This is a genomic window from Saccharopolyspora sp. NPDC049357, assembly GCF_040677225.1.
Taxonomy (GTDB): Bacteria; Actinomycetota; Actinomycetes; order Mycobacteriales; family Pseudonocardiaceae; genus Saccharopolyspora.
In genome coordinates this window covers 56,333-76,648 of record NZ_JBFAQJ010000033.1, presented here as the reverse complement: position 1 = coordinate 76,648, position 20,316 = coordinate 56,333, and the positions used below count along the sequence as shown (strand labels likewise).

At 70.4% G+C, this 20,316-nt stretch carries 14 protein-coding genes; 1 reads left to right on the top strand and 13 read right to left on the bottom strand.

Translation table 11 applies throughout. The annotated features are described in order from the left end of the window. Positions 1–44 precede the first annotated feature (44 nt). From secA to AB0J91_RS24290, 7 genes are all read right to left on the bottom strand, one after another. Positions 45–2,924 (bottom strand): preprotein translocase subunit SecA, encoded by a 2,880-nt coding sequence (gene secA / locus AB0J91_RS24320; protein ID WP_363872893.1) that lies wholly within the window; start codon positions 2,922–2,924, stop codon positions 45–47. A gap of 363 nt (positions 2,925–3,287) precedes the next feature. After that, a complete protein-coding gene (raiA, locus tag AB0J91_RS24315) occupies positions 3,288–3,971 on the bottom strand; it encodes a ribosome-associated translation inhibitor RaiA (protein WP_363872890.1) in 684 nt (227 codons plus the stop codon). A gap of 416 nt (positions 3,972–4,387) precedes the next feature. Then, positions 4,388–5,071, bottom strand: coding sequence for a ComF family protein (locus AB0J91_RS24310; protein WP_363872887.1), 684 nt, complete (start codon positions 5,069–5,071; stop codon positions 4,388–4,390). A gap of 118 nt (positions 5,072–5,189) precedes the next feature. After that, positions 5,190–6,911: an LpqB family beta-propeller domain-containing protein gene (locus AB0J91_RS24305; RefSeq protein ID WP_363872884.1), complete on the bottom strand. Its 1,722-nt coding sequence runs from the start codon at positions 6,909–6,911 to the stop codon at positions 5,190–5,192. Beyond that, complete coding sequence (gene mtrB / locus AB0J91_RS24300; RefSeq protein ID WP_363872908.1) at positions 6,911–8,617, bottom strand: MtrAB system histidine kinase MtrB; 1,707 nt, start codon at positions 8,615–8,617, stop codon at positions 6,911–6,913. The genes AB0J91_RS24305 and mtrB overlap by 1 nt, the downstream gene beginning before the upstream one ends. Positions 8,618–8,886: 269 nt before the next feature. Further along, positions 8,887–9,564, bottom strand: a complete 678-nt coding sequence (mtrA, locus tag AB0J91_RS24295; protein WP_132672453.1) for an MtrAB system response regulator MtrA — start codon at positions 9,562–9,564, stop codon at positions 8,887–8,889. 139 nt (positions 9,565–9,703) lie between these two features. Continuing rightward, a complete protein-coding gene (locus tag AB0J91_RS24290) occupies positions 9,704–10,348 on the bottom strand; it encodes a dTMP kinase (RefSeq protein WP_363872881.1) in 645 nt (214 codons plus the stop codon). A 243-nt stretch (positions 10,349–10,591) separates the two neighbouring features. Here AB0J91_RS24290 and AB0J91_RS24285 point away from each other — a divergent pair, with 243 nt between their 5' ends. Continuing rightward, positions 10,592–13,264, top strand: a complete 2,673-nt coding sequence (locus tag AB0J91_RS24285; RefSeq protein ID WP_363872878.1) for a hypothetical protein — start codon at positions 10,592–10,594, stop codon at positions 13,262–13,264. A 250-nt stretch (positions 13,265–13,514) separates the two neighbouring features. On the opposite strand, the gene AB0J91_RS24280 is transcribed toward AB0J91_RS24285, so the two are convergent. The 6 genes from AB0J91_RS24280 to AB0J91_RS24255 all read right to left on the bottom strand — a co-directional run bounded on the left by AB0J91_RS24280 (position 13,515) and on the right by AB0J91_RS24255 (position 20,257). Continuing rightward, entirely contained in the window at positions 13,515–15,026 is a 1,512-nt protein-coding gene (locus AB0J91_RS24280; RefSeq protein WP_363872875.1) for an amino acid permease, read from the bottom strand. Between the two features lie 135 nt (positions 15,027–15,161). Further along, complete coding sequence (locus tag AB0J91_RS24275) at positions 15,162–16,085, bottom strand: cation diffusion facilitator family transporter (RefSeq protein WP_363872872.1); 924 nt, start codon at positions 16,083–16,085, stop codon at positions 15,162–15,164. Between the two features lie 77 nt (positions 16,086–16,162). Beyond that, positions 16,163–17,440, bottom strand: coding sequence for a mannose-6-phosphate isomerase, class I (manA, locus tag AB0J91_RS24270; RefSeq protein ID WP_363789778.1), 1,278 nt, complete (start codon positions 17,438–17,440; stop codon positions 16,163–16,165). A gap of 106 nt (positions 17,441–17,546) precedes the next feature. Further along, positions 17,547–18,626, bottom strand: a complete 1,080-nt coding sequence (locus AB0J91_RS24265; protein WP_363872869.1) for an SIS domain-containing protein — start codon at positions 18,624–18,626, stop codon at positions 17,547–17,549. 7 nt (positions 18,627–18,633) lie between these two features. Further along, the gene (locus AB0J91_RS24260) at positions 18,634–18,849 is read right to left on the bottom strand and encodes a Trm112 family protein (RefSeq protein WP_165939659.1); all 216 of its coding nucleotides are present in this window, start codon (positions 18,847–18,849) and stop codon (positions 18,634–18,636) included. Between the two features lie 58 nt (positions 18,850–18,907). Then, positions 18,908–20,257 carry a phosphomannomutase/phosphoglucomutase gene (locus AB0J91_RS24255; RefSeq protein ID WP_363872866.1) on the bottom strand — a complete coding sequence of 450 codons (1,350 nt, stop codon included), beginning with the start codon at positions 20,255–20,257 and terminating at the stop codon, positions 18,908–18,910. Positions 20,258–20,316: the final 59 nt, after the last annotated feature.

The window sequence follows — 20,316 nt, the reverse complement described above, 5'->3', positions numbered from 1 at the left end:
GGCCCCGGACCGCACGGTCCGGGGCCCTTCGCGTGAGCGGAGGCTCAGCGCTTCTTCTTCTTGCTGTCGGCTCGGGCGGCCGCGCGGCGCTCGCGGCGGGTGCCGCTCCGGGTCTCCGGGTCGTCCTGCTCGGAGATCTTCTGCACCTCGCCGGTCTCGTCCGGGCCGGAGTAGCTCAGCCGCTGGTTGCCGGGGGCCTGCAGACCGCCGCCCCGCAGCGCGGGCGGGGTCTCGTCACCGTCGCCGGGGCCTCCGGCGAGCTGGCTCAGGGCCGGTCCCGCCGAAGCGGGCTTGGCCCGCCGGGAACGCGCGCCCTGGGGCTGAGCGCCCGCCTGCGGGACCTGCGGCGTCTGCGGGACCTCGGGGACACCGTTGCCCGCCTGGCTCACCGAGACCGGCACGGCCGGCTGCTCCGGTGCGGGCTCGGGCTCGGCGGCCTCGACCTGGACGTTGAACAGGAAGCCGACCGACTCCTCCTTCAACGCGTCCAGCATGCCGCCGAACATGTCGAAGCCCTCGCGGCGGTACTCGATCAGCGGGTCGCGCTGCGCCATGGCGCGCAGGCCGATGCCCTCCTTGAGGTAGTCCATCTCGTAGAGGTGCTCGCGCCACTTGCGGTCCAGGACGCTCAGCAGCACGCGCCGCTCCAGCTCCCGCATCGCACCGGGTCCGACCTTGCCGTCGACCTCGGCCTCGCGCTTGGCGTAGGCGTCCTTGGCGTCGGCGGTGATCAGCTCCAGCAGGTGTTCCTTGCTGAGGTCGTCGTCCTCCTCGACCAGCGTCTCCCAGCTCAGGCCGACCGGGTACAGCGAGCCCAGCGCCTTCCAGAGCTTCTCGAAGTCCCAGTCCTCGGCGTAGCCGGCGGAGGTCTCGGCGTCGACGTAGGCGGTGATGACGTCGGTGAGCATGTGCATGACCTGCTCCTGCAGGTCCTCACCGGCCAGGACCCGGCGGCGCTCGTCGTAGATGACGGTGCGCTGCTGGTTCATCACCTCGTCGTACTTGAGGACGTTCTTGCGGATCTCCATGTTCTGCTGCTCGACCTGCGTCTGAGCGCTGCGGATCGCGCGGGAGACCATCTTGTGCTCGATCGGGACGTCGTCGGGCACCTTCAGGCGCGTCATGACGGTCTCGACCATGGCGGAGTTGAACCGGCGCATGAGCTCGTCGCCCAGCGACAGGTAGAAGCGGGACTCGCCGGGGTCGCCCTGACGGCCGGAACGACCGCGCAGCTGGTTGTCGATGCGGCGGGACTCGTGCCGCTCGGTGCCCAGCACGTAGAGGCCGCCGGCCTCGCGGACCCGGTCGGCTTCGGCGTCGACCTGCGCCCTGATCTTCTCGACGACGGCGGGCCACTCGGCCTCGTACTGCTCGCGGTTCTGCACCGGGTCCAGGCCGCGCTCGCGCAGCTCGGCGTCGGCGAGGTGGTCGACGTTGCCGCCCAGCACGATGTCGGTACCGCGACCGGCCATGTTGGTGGCGACGGTGACGGCGCCGAGACGACCGGCCTCGGCGATGATCGCGGCCTCGCGCTGGTGGTTCTTCGCGTTGAGCACGTTGTGCGGGACGCCGCGCTTGGTCAGCAGCTTCGACAGGTACTCGGAGCGCTCGACGCTGGTGGTGCCGACCAGGACCGGCTGGCCCTTCTCGTGGCGCTCGGAGATGTCCTCGGCGACGGCCTCGAACTTGGCGGGCTCTCCCTTGTAGACCAGGTCGGGCTGGTCGATGCGGGCCATCGGCTCGTTGGTGGGGATGGGCACCACGCCGAGCTTGTAGGTGGCGTGGAACTCGGCCGCCTCGGTCTCGGCGGTACCGGTCATGCCGCCCAGCTTGTCGTAGAGGCGGAAGTAGTTCTGCAGCGTGATCGTGGCCAGCGTCTGGTTCTCGGCCTTGATCTCGACGCCTTCCTTGGCCTCGATCGCCTGGTGCATGCCCTCGTTGTAGCGGCGACCGGCCAGGATTCGGCCGGTGAACTCGTCGACGATGGACACCTCGCCGTCGCGGACGATGTAGTCCTTGTCGCGCTGGTAGAGCTCCTTGGCCTTGAGCGCGTTGTTGAGGTAGCCGACGAGCGGCGTGTTCGCGGCCTCGTAGAGGTTCTCGATGCCGAGCTGGTCCTCGATGATCGACACGCCCTCTTCGGTGACGCCGACCGTGCGCTTGCGCTCGTCGACCTCGTAGTGCGCGTCGCGCTTGAGGATGGGGGCGAGCCGGGCGAACTCCTGGTACCAGCGGGAGGACTGGTCGGCGGGGCCCGAGATGATCAGCGGGGTCCGGGCTTCGTCGATGAGGATGGAGTCGACCTCGTCGACCACGGCGAAGTGGTGGCCGCGCTGCACGCAGTCGGCGAGGCTCCAGGCCATGTTGTCGCGCAGGTAGTCGAAGCCGAACTCGTTGTTGGTGCCGTAGGTGATGTCGGCGGTGTAGGCATGGCGGCGCTGCTCCGGGGTCATCTCGGCGAGGATCGCGCCGACTTCCAGGCCGAGGAAGCGGTGCACGCGGCCCATCCACTCGGCGTCGCGCTTGGCGAGGTAGTCGTTGACGGTGACCACGTGCACGCCTTCGCCGGTGATGGCGTTGAGGTAGGCGGGCAGGACGCAGGTCAGGGTCTTGCCCTCACCGGTCTTCATCTCGGCGATGTTGCCCAGGTGCAGGGCGGCACCGCCCATCAGCTGCACGTCGAAGTGCCGCTGGCCGAGGGTGCGCTTGGCGCCTTCGCGGGCGACCGCGAAGGCTTCGGGCAGCAGCTCGTCGAGCGACTCCCCCTCGCTGTGGCGGCGCTTGAACTCGTCTGTCTTGCCCCGCAGCTCGGTATCGGACAAACCGGCGACGGTGTCTTCGAGCTCGTTGATGTGCGCTGCGATAGCACGCAGGCGCTTGAGCATCTTGCCCTCGCCGGCGCGGAGCAGTCGGGACAGGACCATCCGGTCGACCTCGCTAGCTGATCGTGACGCGTCCGTCACGGACGCTTTGTGGCCATCGTATTAGAGCTGGCTGTGGGGGTGTGCCGTAGTCCGATGCAGCGTTGGCGGAACGCAACACACGGCTGTCCCCCGCGAACCACCGTACGCGGGGGACAGCCGTGTGGGTCGGGCGTGGCGCAGACTCGCCCTCTGCCGTCAGGCGAGCGACGTCGGCCGCGTTCTGCTTCACGCTCTCGCAGCTCGCACCGCTGCGGGTTCCGGGGCGTCATCTGGGGAGGACGACCACTCCGCGTGGGTCGGGAGTGGTGCCCGCGGTCCAGACGGCGCCTCGGGTTCCGCCGGGCAAGCCGCCCAGATGGGTTTTCACGCGTCGGCGAGTCGGATCACGCCGTAGTCGAATCCCTTCCTGCGGTAGACGACGCTCGGACGCCCGCTGTCGGCGTCGGAGAAGAGGTAGAAGTCGTGCCCCACCAGTTCCATCTGGTAGAGGGCTTCGTCGACGGTCATCGGTTTGGCCGAGTGCTCCTTCTCGCGCACGACCTGGCCGGGGGCGTAGCCGTCCTCTTCGGTCATGCGCTGTCCCGGCACCTCGGCGGTGTGCGCGGGAGCTTCCTGGGGCGCTTCGAGCAGCGCGGTTCGGCCTTCGGCTCCACCGGAGCCGGACCCGATCGGGCCGGTCACCACTGGCCGGTCCGCCATCGCTGCGGTCGCCTCTGCCACGGAAGTCGGGTTGTGCTGTCCGTAGTGCACCTTTCTACGGTCGTGCATGCGCCGGAGCCTGCTCTCCAGCTTGGTCGTCGCGGCGTCGAGCGCGGCGTAGAAGTCGCCTGCACAAGCTTGGGCGCGAATAGGAGCGCCCTTGCCCTTCAGAGTGATCTCGACTCGCTGGCAGTTCTTGGCCTGGCGGGGATTCTTCTCGTGGAACAGTTCCACTTCCGCCCGAATGGCCTTCCGGTTGTACCGCTCAAGCCGGGTCATCTTGGTGTTGACGTGCTCCCGGTAGTGATCGGGAACCTGAACGTTACGACCATTGACGACGATATCCATTCACGACCTCCGTTCCTTGCAAGCTCCGTAGGCGAGGTGTGCACGAGGGCGCCTGGAAAGGAGATCAGCTCACTTCAGGCGCCAGGGACATGGGTTTTCGCTCCTTCCCTCCGCCTCGATTGGCTGGATTGGTTCGCCACGTTAGCTCGGTTTATCGATTTGTGACACCCCCTCAGACGGGCGAAGTCAAGCATCCACCGAGAGTGATGTTTGCTGCCGAAAGCAGCAGATCACGCTGCGTGCCAGGCGTGACCGGAGTGAGCCGCCGAACGGGTGGTTCACCCGTTCGGGTAGAAGGCGCAGTAGCTCTGCGCATGGTGGCGATTGGCGTTTTTTGCCAGCTCACACACGGAGAACGAACGCGAGCGCTGATCAGTTCCTGGGCCGATCAGGTCGGGCGAAATCACTCGACGAGATCAACCGGCGGTCGCGGTCAGGGCGAGCGCCACCGCGACCGGGCGTCCGGCCACGTCGAGGGCGGCCGCAGCGCCGGTCACCGTCGCTCCCGACGTCACGACGTCGTCGAGCAACGCGACCTGCGCCCCGCTCGGCGGCAGCCGGCCAAGGCGCACCAGCACCCGGCCGGAGAGGTTGTCGAGGCGTTGCTGCGGGGTGAGCCCCGCCGAATCCGCGGCGCCCGGACCGGTCAGCAGGCAGTCGGCGACGCGCGCCGGCATCCCCGCGGAGCTGAGCTCGACCGCCGCGAAGTGCGCGATCCGGGCCATGTGAGCGCCGCCGCGCCGCCGCGAGGCCATCGCGCGCGAGGGCGCGGGCACCAGCCACCACGCGGGTTCCAGCGATCGGTCGAGGGTGATCGAGCGCAGCCCCGTGGCCAGCTGCGCGCCCAGCGGAGCGGCGAGCGCGCGCTGACCGTCCTCCTTGTAGGCCAGCACCGCGCGCCGGGCGACGCCCCGGTATCGGCCGAGGGCGAACACCGGTGGCGAGTTCCCGAACAGCGGCCGGTCGACCCGGCGCAACCCGCCGAGTCCGCCCGCGCAACGCGGGCACCACGCGGTGCCCGCGACGTCGCAGCCGACGCAGTGCAGCGGCAGCAGCAGGTCGGCCAGACCGGAGAGCGCTTCGCGCAGGGAGGACAGCACCGGCCGATCATGACCCGATCGCCGATCCGACTCACCGACGCGCGTCGGCGATCAGCGAAGCCGGTCCCCCATCCACCGCCCTCGCCGCCGGGGTTCTGAACGGGGCTGGGGCGAGCGATCAGCCCGGGTAGAACGGGATGGACGCGCCCCCGATCGGAGCGTCTGTCAGGGACCAGACGTCGTCGGTGTCGCGGGACTGCCAGATGCCGTGGCGATCGGCGACCACCACCTGGCCTCCCGGGCCGACGGTGACCGCGGTCAGCGGCTGCCCGAGGTTCGCCGCCGTGTAGGGCTCCCAGCGGAAGCCGTCCACGGACAGGTCGTAGACCGGGTAGTTGTTGCTGTCGGTGATCGCGACGAGGGACTCGTCCTGCCGCCACTCCACCGACGTGACCTGCATGCCCTGCGGAGCGCGCAGCTCCACCGGCCGTTGCAGCACCGCGTGGCCGTCCTGCTCGGCGACCCCGGCGACCACCACGCTGCCGTCGATGACCGCCGCGATCCGGGTGCCGTCGCGGGACAACCGCAGGTCGGTGATGGGACGTCCGGGTGGCAGCGCGCGGGTGTCGACGGTCTGCGGGGTCCACTCGCCGCCGGTGTCGACCACGCGCACCACGCCGCGGCCGTCGACGACCGTCCACGCCTCTTCCTCGCCGCGCCACGTCGGCTTGCTCATGTAGTTGCCGACCGTGGGCAGCTCGGCCAGCTGCTCGCCGAAGTCGCCGACGCGCAGCGCCACGCCACCGGGACGGCGGGTGACCGCGGCGAGCTTGTCGCCGTGCGGCGACCGCCCCGCGCGCACCACGTCGTACTCGCCGGAACCGGCCGGTCCCGGGATCGGGCGCGCGTTCCGGTCGAGCACCAGGACGCGCTCGTCGACCACCGCCAGGCCCGGCAGGTCCGGGCGCTGCACGTTGTCGGCCTCGTACTGCTCCATGTCGGTGGGCCGCAGGTCCTTGCCGTCGGGCAGCAGCGGCACGCCCTCTTCCTTGATGCGCACGCGCGCGCTGCTCACGCCTTCGAGCGTGTAGACGACCTGCGCGGCGATCAGCTTGCGCGTCTCGGGCGAGACCTCGCCGAGCTCGCTGAGGTTGACCTCCATGGCGCCGTCCGCGGCTTCGGTGGTGTTGGTCTTGGGGTGCACTCCGGGCGGGATGGCGGTGCGCATCGCCTGCCGCATGCCCTCGGACGGCCCGGAGGTCAGCAGGTCGATGACCCGGCGCGGGAGCGTGGTGGCCGGTTGCGCCACCACGTAGCGCAGGTCGGAGGCGACGCCGGTGAGGTCGTGGTCGAGGAAGTAGATCGGCACCGGCCGGAAGATGGAGCTGAAGGACGTCTTGCTCGCGACCAGCTCGGGCGGCGGCGTGGTGATCCGCCACTGGCCGTTGCTCTGGCGCTCCACCCGCACGTCCACGGCGAACTCGCCGGTCTCCGGCACGAACGAGGAATCGGCGAGCAACCTGCCGATCCGATCGGCCCGCAGCGTCACCAGCTGGACCCCGTCGGGCAGCGGCTGCGGCGTGGCGACCGGGATGGTGTCGACGTTCTCCACGATCAGCATGCCCGGCGGTGGCGTCCAGTTGCGCTCCATCGACTCCGCGAGGTGCTTGCGGGCCGACTCGTGGTTGCTGGCGGGAGAGGCGGCCTTGTCGACGAAGCTGCGCACCAGGGCCAGCGGGTCGATGTCGTCCGGTGGTGGGTTGATCGGGATGGTCGTGTTGCTGCCGTCGACCTCCTTGACCGCCTTGGGCTCGGAGGTTTCCGGGATCGACGCGCATGCCGACACCGACAGCAGCAGGACCAGCAGTGCCGCCAGTCGGCGTGACCGGTGCGCGTCCATCACTTCTCCTCCCAGGACTCTTCGGTCAGGCGAGCGGGCCCCTTGTCGCGGACGTCCTGCTCACCGTCCCCTTCGGACGGCCGTTCCACACCGGTGGCCAGCAGCGCTTCGGGGGCGGCGATGCGGCGGGTGCTCGGCAGCGACAGCGGGCTGGTCTCGGGTTCCTTGCCGGGTTTGCGCGGCAGCGTCAGGCGGAAGCAGGAGCCTTCGCCGGGTTCGCCCCAGGCGTCGAGGTCGCCGCCGTGCAGGCGGGCGTCCTCCTGGCTGATCGACAAGCCGAGCCCGGTGCCGCCGCTGCGCCGGTTGCGGGAGGGGTCGGCGCGCCAGAAGCGGGTGAACACCAGCTCGGCCTCGCCGCTGCGCAGCCCCACGCCGTAGTCCCGGACGGTGACGGCGACGGCCTGCTCGTTGCCCCCGAAGCGCAGCTCGACCGGGCCGCCTTCGGCGTGGTCGATGGCGTTGGCCACGAGGTTGCGCATGATCCGTTCGACGCGGCGGGCGTCGGCGACGATGGTGAGGTCGGTGCCGTCGGCGGGTGCGAGCACGCGGAGTTCGACGCCGCTGGTGTCGGCGATGGCGCGCACGGATTCGGCGGCGCGCTCGGCGATCTCGTGCAGGTCGAGCCTCTCGGCGGCCAGGTCGGCGACGCCCGCGTCGAGGCGGGAGATCTCCAGCAGGTCGGCGAGCAGCAGCTCGAACCGGTCGAGCTCGTCGACCAGCAGCTCGGTGGAGCGCGACAGACCGGGCGGGAACTCCTCGCGGGAGGCGTGCAGGACGTCGGCGGCCATCCGGACCGTGGTCAGCGGGGTGCGCAGCTCGTGCGAGACGTCGGAGGTGAAGCGGCGCTGCAGCTGGCCGAACTCCTCCAGCTGCGTGATCTGCTGCTTGAGGCTGTCGGCCATCTCGTTGAACGACTCGGCGAGCCGGGCCATGTCGTCCTCGCCGATCACCCGCATCCGCTTGTCCAGGTCGCCTTCGGCGAGCTGCTCGGCGGTCTGCGCGGCCTGCCGCACCGGGCGCACGACCTGGCGGGTCACCAGGTTGGTGATCGCTCCCAGCAGCGCCAGCAGCACCACGGCACTGACCAGCAGGGTCCGCTGCAGGCCGGCGAGGGTCTGCTGCTCGGCGGTCAGCGGGAACAGCAGGTAGATCTGCAACGGGCGGGTCGCGCTGGACACCGGTGTCCCGACGATCACCATCGTGACCGGGCCGTTCTCCCGCTGCACCGTGTGGATCTTGGTGGCGAGCTGGCCGCGCTCGACGAACACGCGCAGGTCCTCGGGCACGTCCTCGATGGGACCGGCGGCGGGCTGCGCGTTGCGCGCGCCGGGCGCTCGACCGTCCACCAGCACGGCGGTGAACGCGCCGGCGACATCGCTGGTGGATTGGCCGGAGGACGAGGTCGTCAGCCGGTTCAGCGCGGCTTGCAGCTGCTCGGAGACGCTGTCGGAGTTGGGGTCGACGGCGGTGAGCTCGCGCTCCAGGATGGGCAGGCTCACCTCGGCCTGCGCGATCGCGCCCTGCTCCTTGGACTCCAGCAGCTGGGAGGTGATCTGCCACTGCAGCACCATGCCCAGCACGATCACCACGGCCAGCGACAGCGCGAGGGTGCTGACGACGACGCGCAGCTGCATCGACCGCCGCCACAGCGCCTCGAAGCGGTGCCAGCGAGCGCGCGTCTCCTCGCGGACACGACTGCTCAACAACCGCACCCAGCGGCTCTGGCGCGTCCACACGCTCACTGCGACCGTCCCTGTTCCAACACCACGGGCAAGCGGCGGAGCCGCTTTGTCTGTGCCCACTCTCGCAGCTGGCACCGCTGCGGGTTCTGAGACGTCGTCTGGCGAGTACGCCGCGACGCCGTGTATTGGACATACATCAGGAGTGGCGCACGGAGTCCAGGCGGCGTCTCAGGTTCCGCTACCGGCACCGACCAGCAAAGCAACCACTGAAACAGACCCTCAACAGACCCTCGTCACGGAGGGCCGGCTTTGTAGCCGACTCCTCGGACCGTGAGCACTACCTCTGGGCGTTCCGGGTCGCGTTCGACCTTGGAGCGGAGTCGCTGGACGTGCACGTTGACCAGGCGGGTGTCGGCCGCGTGCCGGTAGCCCCACACCTGCTCCAGCAGCACCTCGCGGGTGAAGACCTGGCGCGGCTTGCGGGCCAGGGCCACCAGCAGGTCGAACTCCAGCGGGGTCAGCGCGATCGGCTGGCCGTCGCGGGTGACCTCGTGCCCGGGAACGTCGATGATCACGTCGCCGATGGTGAGCACCTCAGCCGGCTCGGCGTCGGTGCGGCGCAGCCGGGCGCGCAGCCGGGCGACGAGCTCCTTCGGCTTGAAGGGCTTCACTATGTAGTCGTCGGCGCCGGACTCCAGGCCGAGGACCACGTCGACCGTGTCGCTCTTGGCGGTGAGCATGACGATGGGCACCACGGACTCGGTCCGGATCGCCTTGCATACGTCGATGCCGTTCATGCCGGGCAGCATCAGGTCCAGCAGGACCAGATCGGGTTTGAGCTCGCGCAAGGCGGGCATCGCCTTGGTGCCGTCGCTGACGACGGCGGTCTCGAACCCCTCTCCCCGGAGCACGATGGTCAGCATTTCGGCCAGGGCCGGATCATCGTCCACCACGAGCACGCGTGCCTTCATGCACCACATCGTTGCACTTGTCACTTGGAGTCCGTGCATCCACCCGCCGGGTGTCGTCGCAGGTAGCGAACTCGACGCCGGTTCAGCGCAACCGGTACCACCGAATGGAGCAGCTCTTGTGTGGTGTCAGCTTCAACCTTCAGGCCAGGACGTGCTTGTCGACGAGCACCGCGAAATCGACCTCGTTGGCGCCGTCGACGACGACCCACGGGGTCCACCAGTCGGCGTCGGCGAGCTCGGCGTAGACCTCGGCGCAGCGCTGCTGGAGCGGGGTGTCGGATTCGAAGCGATCGCGGCGGCGGTCGGATTCGGTGCGCTCGCGGTGCTCGGCGCGACCGGTGGCGACCTCGGCCGGCACCCGGAGCAGGATCTGCAGGTCCGGCTCGGGCAGCCCGAAGCGGGTGATCTCCAGGTCGCGGATCCAGGACACGACCTCGCCGTCGGCGTGCTGGTGCAGCCGCGCGGCGGCGTAGGCGGCGTTGGAGGCGACGTAGCGGTCGAGCAGGACGACGTCGTGGGAGTCGAGGTCGGCGCGCAGCGCGTCGGCCGCTCCCCTGCGGTCGAGGGCGTAGAGGACGGCCATGCCGTGCACGGAGGCTCCGAGGTCGCCGTGCTCACCCCGCAGCGCCTCGGCGACGAGTTCGGCGTGCACGTCCTCGGCGTAGCGCGGGAACGCCGCGCTCGCCACGCTGCACCCGCGCGCGTTCAGCTCGGCCGTGATCCCCCGGGCCAGGGTGCGCTTGCCCGCGCCGTCCAGCCCTTCGATGACGATGAGTCGTCCCACGTCGGAAACGGTAGCGGAACGGTGCCGACGGGGTGCCGGGCGGCGTCCTCCCTCGTCGGCGGCGCGGTGGCAAAACCTTCGAACCCATGACATCCCCTGCCGGGACGATCACAATCGTGATCGTAGAGGTCGCCAGGTCTGCATCCACGATGGAGAATCACCTCGGCGTTCGATGATCACGACCTGCTCGGGAGGACCCCTGTGCAAGTACCCGGGCCCGACACACGCGTCGTTGAGCTGCGCGTGCACGGAATTCTCGGCACCACCGGCGACGAGCTGACCGATTCGGTGGCGTCGGTGGACGTGGCCGGCGACGGGGTGGGTCGCATCATGCGGCCGGCCGACCGGCTGCGCCGACCCGTTCCGGGCCCGATGCTCAACGCCGGCGACCGCTCGGTGCCCCGGATCGTCGAGGGCTACGTGTGGGGCGCGATGACCTCGGGTGGTCTGGCGAAGGCGACCTGGGCTCTGCTGTTCCCGTTCGCGCTGGCCAACATGGCGCACTGGATGCTTCCGCCGACTCGGACCGCGAACCCGCTCAGCAGGATGCTGGGCTCGGTGTTGCGCGGGCTGCTGCGGCTGTCCGCGCTGCTGCTGACGATGCTGCTGGTCGCGCAGCTGACCGTGATCACCCTGGACCTGGTGGCGGCGCAGTGCCTGGCACCCGGCGCGCAGTGCATGGGTTTCGTGCCGGACGCGCTGCGCGGCGTCGACGTGCTGCGTTCGACCGCGCTGCTGGTGCCGGTGGCGCTGGTGGTGCTGCTCATGCACCGGCTGTCCACTGTGTCCTGGCGGGTGTCCGCGCCCAAGAAGGACAGCCCGCAGCACTCCGCGCTGGCGCCGATGCTGCCCGGCGAGAACGTGGTGTCCGATCCGGACACCCCGGCGCTGCGGGCGCTGCACGTGGCGGCCGCTCTGTCCACTGTGGCGCTGGTGGCGCTGGGCGGGCCGCTGTCGCCGAGTTTCGATCCGCGCTGGCTGGTCGCCGCCGCGCTGCTGGTCGTCTCCGTCGTCGGCACCGCCGGGCTGGACGATCCGGCCGGGATGCGGGAGACGAGCGAGGTCTTCCGGGTGCTGCTCGGGCGGCGGGCGCGGCAGGTGCTGATGTCGGTCGGCGGTGTGCTGGTCGCTTCCGTCGCGCTGCTTCCGGGTGAGCTGAGGGGTCCGCTGCCCGGTTCGGGTTCGACGATCGACACGATCACCGCGCTGCTGGTGCTGACCTGCGTTGCGGTCGCCGTGCTGCTGGTCCCGGCGTCGCTGCTGGCGCGGCCCGAGTGGAAGTCCTCGCCGAGGCAGCTGCGGCCGTGGGCGGGCGGCTGGATGAGCGCGCCGGTGCTGATGCTGGCGGCGATGCTCGGCAACGGGTTCGGCGCGGGCCTGGCGCTCAGCGTCCGGGAGACGCTGAGCGTGCCGCGGTCGCCGGGCGCTGCTCCGCTGCTGCTGCCCGCCGCGTTCGACGACGTGACGTTCTTCTGGGGCAGCGCCGTGGTGCTGCTGGCCGCGTCGCTGCTGCTGGCGCTGCCGTGGCTGCTGTTCCGCCGGTTCCGGCGCAGCGAGGACGGCGACCCGATCCCGGACGAGGTCGCGCTGCTGCACGCCGGCCGCAAGGAGGACCAGCGCAAGGCCGCGAGCGCCTGGAAGTTCGCCGATCTGCAGCGCCGGTACTCGCACCAGCTGTTCCTGGTGATCGCCGGGGTGTTGACGGTCAGCACCGCGGCGAGCGTGGCGGCCCGGTTCGCCGGGATGGCCAGCGTCGGCTGGTTGAGCGCGATCGGCGTGGTGACGCTGGCGGGTCTGGCGGTCGGGTTGCTGCGCACGGTGTTCCTGGCGGCGACGAAGCGGGACACCGCGCGGGTGCTGGGCGTGCTGGGCGACCTGGCGCTGTTCTGGCCGCGCGAGGCGCACCCGGTGGTGCCGCCGTGCTACGCGCTGAAGGTGATCCCCGAGCTGGCCGACCGAGCCGCCGAGCACCTGTCCGATCCGAACACGCGCGTGGTGCTGGTCGGGCACAGCCAGGGCAGCCTGCTGGCCGCCGTCGCGGCCGCGCGGCTGCTGGAGAAGCTGCCGGAGCAGGACCGCGAGCGGGTCGGCCTGGTGACGGCCGGGTCGCAGTTGCAGTGGGCGTATCCGCGCGCTTTCCCGGGTGTGGTGCCGCATTCGGCGTTGCGGGACCTTGCGGGGTCGATGGGCGACCGGTGGCGGTCGCTGTGCCGCGGTACCGACCCGCTGGGCGGGGCCGTGACCACCTGGAACCGGCAGGTCTACAACGGGATGCTGATCGGCGTCGGCCTTCGCGGCGACGGCACCGAAGGTCCCTTGCCCGCGGCGACGCGCGGGCCGACCGGTGCGCTGGTGCTCGGTGGCGATCACTGGTTGCCGGACCCGCAGCGGGGCCCGTTCTCCTGCCGCCGCTGGGTTCCCGGTGTGCTGGGGCATTCCGACTACAGCGGTGATCCGGAGTGGGATCGCGCCGTGGCGATGGCGGCGGGCCTGGAGCGGCCGGTGCGCGGTGCCGCGCTGCCGCTGTCGACGCCGGAGGCTCCGCAGATCCCGTCCGCGCCGGAGCCGCACGGGTTCGGCGCGCCGCTGGCTCCGCAGGGCGACGACGGCGGGTCGATCACCGATCCGGTCGAGGACCTGCCCCGCCGCACCCCGGGTGAGACGGCGGAGGCCGCCAGGACCAAGCGCTCGAAGCCGGTCATCCCGTTCCGCAAGGGAGGGGCGGAGGCCGAGGTGCCGGAGCAGCAGTCGCACGAGGAACCGGCCGCGGAGCCCGCCGAGGACGCCCCGGCGCTGCCCGCGCAGCAGAGCTCCGAGGCCCGCTCGGAACCCTCGGTGCTGCCGGAGATCACCGAGCCCAGGGGCCGCATCGCCCCCTGGGAGCGCGGCGCCTCCCTCCGCTCCACCGACAGCTGACACCCCGGGCGCCACGCCCGAAGGCGTGGCCCCGTCCACCGTGGACCCAGGGCCGCTCCAGCGGTGAACCGCGGCTTCGGCGTTCCTGGGCCGGCGGCGGTTTCGGTCCGAACCGTCCGTCCATGATCCACATCCGTTTGGCCCGGACAGTTCGGACCACAACCGCCCGCTGCCGCGGAGACCGATGGGCCGGGAACGCGAACAGCGGCGCCATCCCGGAGGACGGCGCCGCTGTCGGGTGTTGCTCGGGCTAGCTGGTGACGGAGCCGCCGTTGGCGACGTCGCCCTCCTTGCCCAGGCGCGAGTGCGACCGGCCGTAGAGGAAGTAGATCACCACACCGGCGATCATCCACACCAGGAACCGGACCCAGGTCAGGGCGGTCAGGTTCAGCATCAGCCACAGGCAGGCCAGGATCGCCAGGATCGGCACGAGCGGCACCAGCGGGGCGCGGAAGCCGCGCGGCAGGTCCGGACGGGTCCGCCGCAGCACGATCACACCCAGCGAGACCAGGATGAACGCGAACAGCGTGCCGACGTTGACCATCTCCTCCAGCTTGTCCGCCGGGAAGAAGGCCGCCGCCAGGACGACCACGACACCGACCAGGACCGTCGCGCGCATCGGGGTTCCGGCGCTGGAGGTCTTGGCCAGGCTCTTCGGCATCAGACCGTCACGAGACATCGCGAACAGCACGCGGGTCTGACCCAGCAGCAGCACCATGACCACCGTGGTCAGACCGGCCAGCGCGCCGACGGAGATGATCGCCGCCGCCCAGGTCACGCCGTGCAGCGCGAACGCGGTGGCCAAGGTGGACCGGGTGCCGTCCTCAGTGGTCGCCAGGTCGGTGTAGGGCACCATGCCGGTGACGACCAGCGCGACCGCGACGTAGAGGACCGTGACGATCGCGAGGCTTCCCAGGATGCCGCGCGGGGCGTTCTTCTGGGGGTTCTTGGTCTCCTCCGCGGTGGTCGCGACGATGTCGAAACCGATGAACGCGAAGAACACCAGGGAGGCACCGGCCAGCAGGCCGAACATGCCGTAGGTGCTGGTCTCGCCGCCGAGGATCAGCGACAGCAGGGACTGCTCGATCGCCGGGCTGTCCTCAGTGGCCTGCTGCCCCGGCGGGATGAACGGCGTGTAGTTGTCGGCGTTGATGTAGGCGAGGCCGACCACGATCACCAGCAGCACGACGGCCACCTTGATGATGGTGATGACCAGCGACACCCGCGCGGAGAGCTTCGTCCCGATCGCCAGCAGCGTGGACAGCACGACGACCAGCAGCAGCGCGCCCCAGTCGAACTGGAGCGGCCCGAGCGGCAGCGAGGTGGGCACGCTGAGCCCGATGAGCTCCAGGACCTCTTCGAGGTACACCGACCAGCCCTTGGAGACGGCCGCGGCGGCGACCGCGAACTCCAGGATCAGGTCCCAGCCGATGATCCAGGCGATGAACTCGCCGAAGGTCGCGTAGGAGTACGTGTAGGCGCTGCCGGCGACCGGCACCGTCGAGGCGAACTCGGCGTAGCACAGCGCGGCGAGCCCGCAGGCGATCGCGGAGAGCACGAAGGCCAGCGACACCGAAGGGCCGGAGACGTCACCCGCCGTACGTGCCGCGAGCGTGAAGATGCCGGCACCGATCACGACCGATACGCCGAAGACGATCAAGTCCCAGGTGCCCAGATTTTTGCGTAGTTTTGTGTCCGGCTCGTCGGTGTCGAGAATGGATTGCTCTACCGACTTGGTTCGCCACAGCCCAGTGCCTGGCACTGTCGCCTCCTCATCAAGTCCCAAGTGTCGCGGGGTGAACGCACCCTAACCTGCTCGTGTCGCTCCAGGTAACGGCCGACTAGTGTTCGCCATAGTTTTCGTTAACCCGTTGTGATGACAGGACGATGTCTTGTGTCAGGCCGTGGTCGTTCGGCCACGGTCGAGATCCGGTTCCAGGTAGATCAGACGAGCCGCCGGAACGTTCGCTCGGATCCGCTTTTCAGCACCATCGATCTCGGCGGCCACTTCCGCAACCGAGAGCGACTCGGTGAAGCAGATCTTCGCGGCGATCAGCAGCTCGTCGGGCCCGAGGTACTGGGTGCGGATGTGGATGACGCGCTCCACCCGCTCGGACTCCACCTGGCCGATGATCTCGTCGAGCACGGCGCGGCTCGCGCCCTCGCCGATGAGCAGGCTCTTGGTCTCCACGATCAGCACCACCGCGATCACACCGAGCAGCACACCGATGCACACGGTGCCGATGCCGTCGAAGATCGCGTTGCCGGTCAGCACCGTCAGCCCGACGCCGCCGAGCGCCAGCACCAGGCCGACCAGCGCGCCGAGGTCCTCCAGCAGCACCACCGGGAGCTCGGGGGTCTTGGACTGGCGGATGAACTGCCACCAGCTCAACTCGCCCTTGATCGCGCGCGATTCCTTGATGGCGGTCCGGAAGCTGTAGGTCTCCAGGCCGATCGCGATCACCAGGATGAGCACCGCGACCCACGCCGACTCCAACGGCTCCGGGTGCTCGATCTTGTGGATGCCCTCGTAGAGCGCGAACACCGAGCCCAGGGTGAACAGCATCAACGCGACGACGAACGAGTAGAAGTACCGGTCCCGGCCGTAGCCGAACGGGTGATCCTCGGAGGCCTTGCGCTGCGAGGTCTTCTGACCGAGCAGCAGCAGCCCCTGGTTCGAGGTGTCGGCGAGCGAGTGCACCGACTCCGCCAGCATCGACGACGAACCGGTGAACAGGAATCCACCGAACTTGGCCACCGCGATTCCCGCGTTGGCGGCCAATGCGGCGAGGATGGCCTTGGTCCCGCCCCCTGCTGACACGTTCTCCTCCTGGCGATCCGGCTGCGATGTCGGGAGGAATCTACCGGTTGACCGGCTCTATCAGGTGCGGAGTGAACCTAACCGTTGTGCGAGATCGATCTCGTGAAGGACCCGGCCGCGGCTCGGAAGACCTGGGCCTGTCCGTCCGGATCCAGTTCGGCCGGGCGGACTTCCACCGCCGGGTCGCTGGCGGCGAGCCACACCGAGTGCCCGCGGTGCAGGACCAGCTCGCGCGGCAGCGAGCCGTTGCCCGGGTGACCGCTGGTCAGGCGGACGCTTCCCTTGGTGCACAGCAGTATCTGCGGACCGGGCGAGTCCAGGTGGACGATTCCGGACTCGGCCGGTGTCCAGTCCAACCGGGACAGCTCGAACTCGTCGGCCTGGGTGCGGTAGGCCGTCAGGTTGGCGTCCAGCGACTCGCCCTTGAGGACCCGCATGTCGCCGCACGAGAAGTCCAGGACCTTCAGCAGTTCCGGCACGTCCACGTGCTTGGGCGTCAGGCCGCAGCGCAGGATGTTGTCCGAGTTGGCGAGGATCTCGATGCCGGTGCCGTGCAGGTAGGCGTGCAGGTTGCCCGCGGGCAGGAAGATCGCCTCGCCCGGCTGCAGCACGATCCGGTTCAGCAGCAGGCTCGCCAGAACTCCCGCGTCGTGCGGGTACGCCTCGCCCAGCTCCAGCACCGTGCGGCACTCCAGGGCGAACTCGCCGCGCTCCTTGACGTGCGCGACGCAGGCGTCCAGCAGCTCCGGCAGCACGTCGCGCAGGTAGTGCTCGGGCAGCGTGATCCAGGTCGTGAACAGCGCGCGCAGACCGCTGGCGTCCGGTTGCGCTGCCAGCAGCTCGCGGTGCGCGCGCAGGCTGGGCACGTCCAGCGCGTCGAGCAACCGGACGGTGCGCTGCGCCTCGCGGAACCCGGCGAGCGCGTGGAACTCGGTGAGCGCGCAGATCAGCTCGGGCTTGGCCGTCGGGTCCGGGTAGTTGCGGTTGGGCGCGTTGCGCGCGATCCCGGCCCGCTCCTCCCGGGAGAAGCCCTCGGCGGCCTGTTCGGCGGAGGGGTGGGCCTGCAGGCTCAGCGGCTCGTCGGCGGCGAGGACCTTCATCAGGAACGGCAGCCTGCCGCCCCAGCGGCGCACGCACTCGTCGCCCAGGTGGTGCGCGGGTTCGGAGTCCAGCAGCGACAGCAGCGACACCTCGTCCCCGCCGGGTCGCAGCACCCGGGACGGGTCACCGGGGTGAGCGCCCATCCACAGCTCGGCTTCCGGGTGCGGGGTGGGGACGGGCCGACCGAGCAGATCCGCAATAGCGGTGCGCGAGCCCCAGGCGTAGGGGCGCACCGCGTTTCGCAGTAGCTCCACAGTCGTTCTCGCTTCCTCGTTCTCGCGCTTGCTCGTCCGGCCAAGCACACCTCGCCGGGCGGGCGTGCGGCATCGGGGAGATCCCGGGTTCTCGGTGCGGCTCGCCTCAGCTCATGGCCAGGGCCGGCCAGCCCGGACCGCTGAGGGTGCCCGCGGCCAGGCCCAGGTACACGGCGGCCAGGTCGAACCGGGCGGCCAGGACCGCCGCGCGCAGCAGCGGGTCGGCGCGCACCGTGTCCCCCGGTACGACCACGTCGGCACCGGGCAGGTCCCGTGCAGCGGACCGTTCGAACACCTCCCCCTGGTCGTTGTGGCGCGTGCTGATCAGGAATGCCCTCAGCTGCGCCCCTGGCTCGTCTTCGGGATCCGCGAAGATGTCGGCCTCGGAGCCGGCGGAAGTGGCGGCGCTGTGCAGCGCGCGCTGCACGACCGCGTGCGGGTACTCGGCGACGTGGGCGGGAACGCCCGCGTGCGCGCCGAGCGCGAACGCACCGTGACCGGCCACGGCGGCGGCGATGGGGCCCAGCCCCCACAGCAGCGGGGTGCGGTCGGCCATCCGCAGCGCCAGCGACTTGGCCGGGTTGCTCACTGACTCGTGATTGGGGTGGGCGCGCTCGGCTTCCCGGTCGAGCTCCTCGGCGAGCTCGTCGGTGTCGAAGTCCAGCAGGCCCAGGGCGCGGAAGGTGCTGATCCCGGCGGCGAAGACGTAGGCGAACGCGAGGGCGGGCGGCACCGGCACGCGCGGCACCAGGATCTTCGCGCGGCCCGCGCCGGCAGCGGCGACGGGACCTTCGGAGGGCACCGCGAGAACGACGCTGGCGGTGCGGCGGCAGGCGGTGGCCACGGATTCGGCGAGCGCGACGTCACCGACGTCGTCCGTGTGGGCGAACACGACGTCCAGCGGCCCCACCCAGGACGGCAGCTCGTCGGAGATCACCACCGGGACCGGGCAGCGGGCGCCGGTGAGCGCGACCAGCAGGTTCGCCACGCTCGTGGACACGCCGGGCCTGGTCAGCAGCACGACCGCGCGCGGGCGGCCGTCGACCAGGTCGTCGAGGCCGGCTTCGGCCGCGACTTCGGCGGTGGCGCGCACCTGCGCGCCGGAGAGCGCGGCCAGCCTCAGCAGGCCGCCGGAATCGACGTCGGCCAGCCTGGCCGGGTCGTCGAGCAGACTGTCGTCCAGCACCGGCGCTTCACCCCTCCCCGGCGCCGCCGGGAGATCCGCCCCCGACGGCTTCTTCCAGCAACAGCACCGGAATGCCGTCCCGCACCGGGAAACCGCGGCCGCAGGAAGCGCAGGTCAGGTAGTCGGCCTGCGCGTCGTCGGCCAAGCCGGGCCGCAGCGCGCCGTGCTGCTCGCACGGGCAGGCCAGGATCTCCAGCAACTGCGCTTCCAGGTCAACGGCCACGTTTTCCTCCCAAACTCGCGCGCTTCGGCGAGTGTCGCTCATCAGGGTCGACGCCGGTTCATCCGCGGATGACCGCGAGCACCTCGTCGCGCAGCGCGGCCATGGCCTCAGTGTCCCTTGCCTCGACGTTGAGCCGGAGCAGCGGTTCGGTGTTGGACGGGCGCAGGTTGAACCACGATCCGTCCGACAGCTCCACGGTAAGCCCGTCGAGCTCGTCGACAGAAGCGCCATTCCGGTCACCGAAGGTGTCGGCGACGGCGCGCATGCGGGCCTGCTGGTCGTCGACCGTGGAGTTGATCTCGCCGCTGGCCTCGTAGCGGGAGTAGTCGGCCATGAGTTCCGACAGCGGCGCGTCCTGGCCCCCGAGGGCGGCCAGCACGTGCAGCGCGGCCAGCATCCCGGAGTCGGCGCGCCAGAAGTCGCGGAAGTAGTAGTGCGCGGAGTGCTCGCCGCCGAAGATCGCCCCGGTCTCGGCCATCGTCTGCTTGATGAACGAGTGGCCGACGCGGGTGCGCACCGGCTTGCCGCCGAGCTCGGAGACGATCTCCGGCACGACCTTGGAGGTGATCAGGTTGTGGATGATCGTCCCGCCGGGCTCCTTGGCCAGCTCGCGGGCGGCGACCAGCGCGGTGATCGCGCTCGGGGTGACCGGTTCGGCGCGCTCGTCGACCACGAAGCAGCGGTCGGCGTCGCCGTCGAAGGCCAGGCCGGCGTCCGCTCCGACCTCGCGGACCTTGGCCTGCAAATCGACGATGTTGGCCGGGTCCAGCGGGTTGGCCTCGTGATTCGGGAAGGAGCCGTCGAGCTCGAAGTACATCGGCACCAGGTCGACCGGCAGGTCGGCGAACACGGTGGGCACGGTGTGCCCGCCCATGCCGTTGCCGGCGTCGACGACGATCTTGAGCGGGCGGATGTCGCGCAGCTTCACCAGGTCGAGCAGGTAGGCCGAGTACTCGGCGACCATGTCGCGCTCGCTGGTCGACCCCTTGGCGCCGAGGAACTCCGGCACGCCGTGACCGACCAGTTCGCGGATCTCGGACAGGCCGCTGTCCTGGCCGACGGGCGCTGCGCCCGCGCGGCAGAGCTTGATGCCGTTGTACTGGGCGGGATTGTGGCTGGCGGTGAACATCGCGCCCGGCAGCTCCAGCTTGCCGGAGGCGAAGTAGAGCATGTCGGTGCTGGCGAGCCCGATGTTGATGACGTCGACGCCCTGGCCGGTGACACCTTCGGCGAACGCCTGCGCCAACCCGGGCGAGGAGTCGCGCATGTCATGACCGATCACCACGGCCGGTCCGCCGACCAGTCTGGTGAACGCCGCTCCGATCTCCCGCACGACGTCGGCATCGATGCCTTCGCCGACCACTCCGCGGATGTCGTAAGCCTTGACGATCCCCGACAGGTCCCGCACGCTGCACCCTCCCCGGTTCCCAACCAACGTGGTTGGCAGCCTACCGGCGATCGGCATGT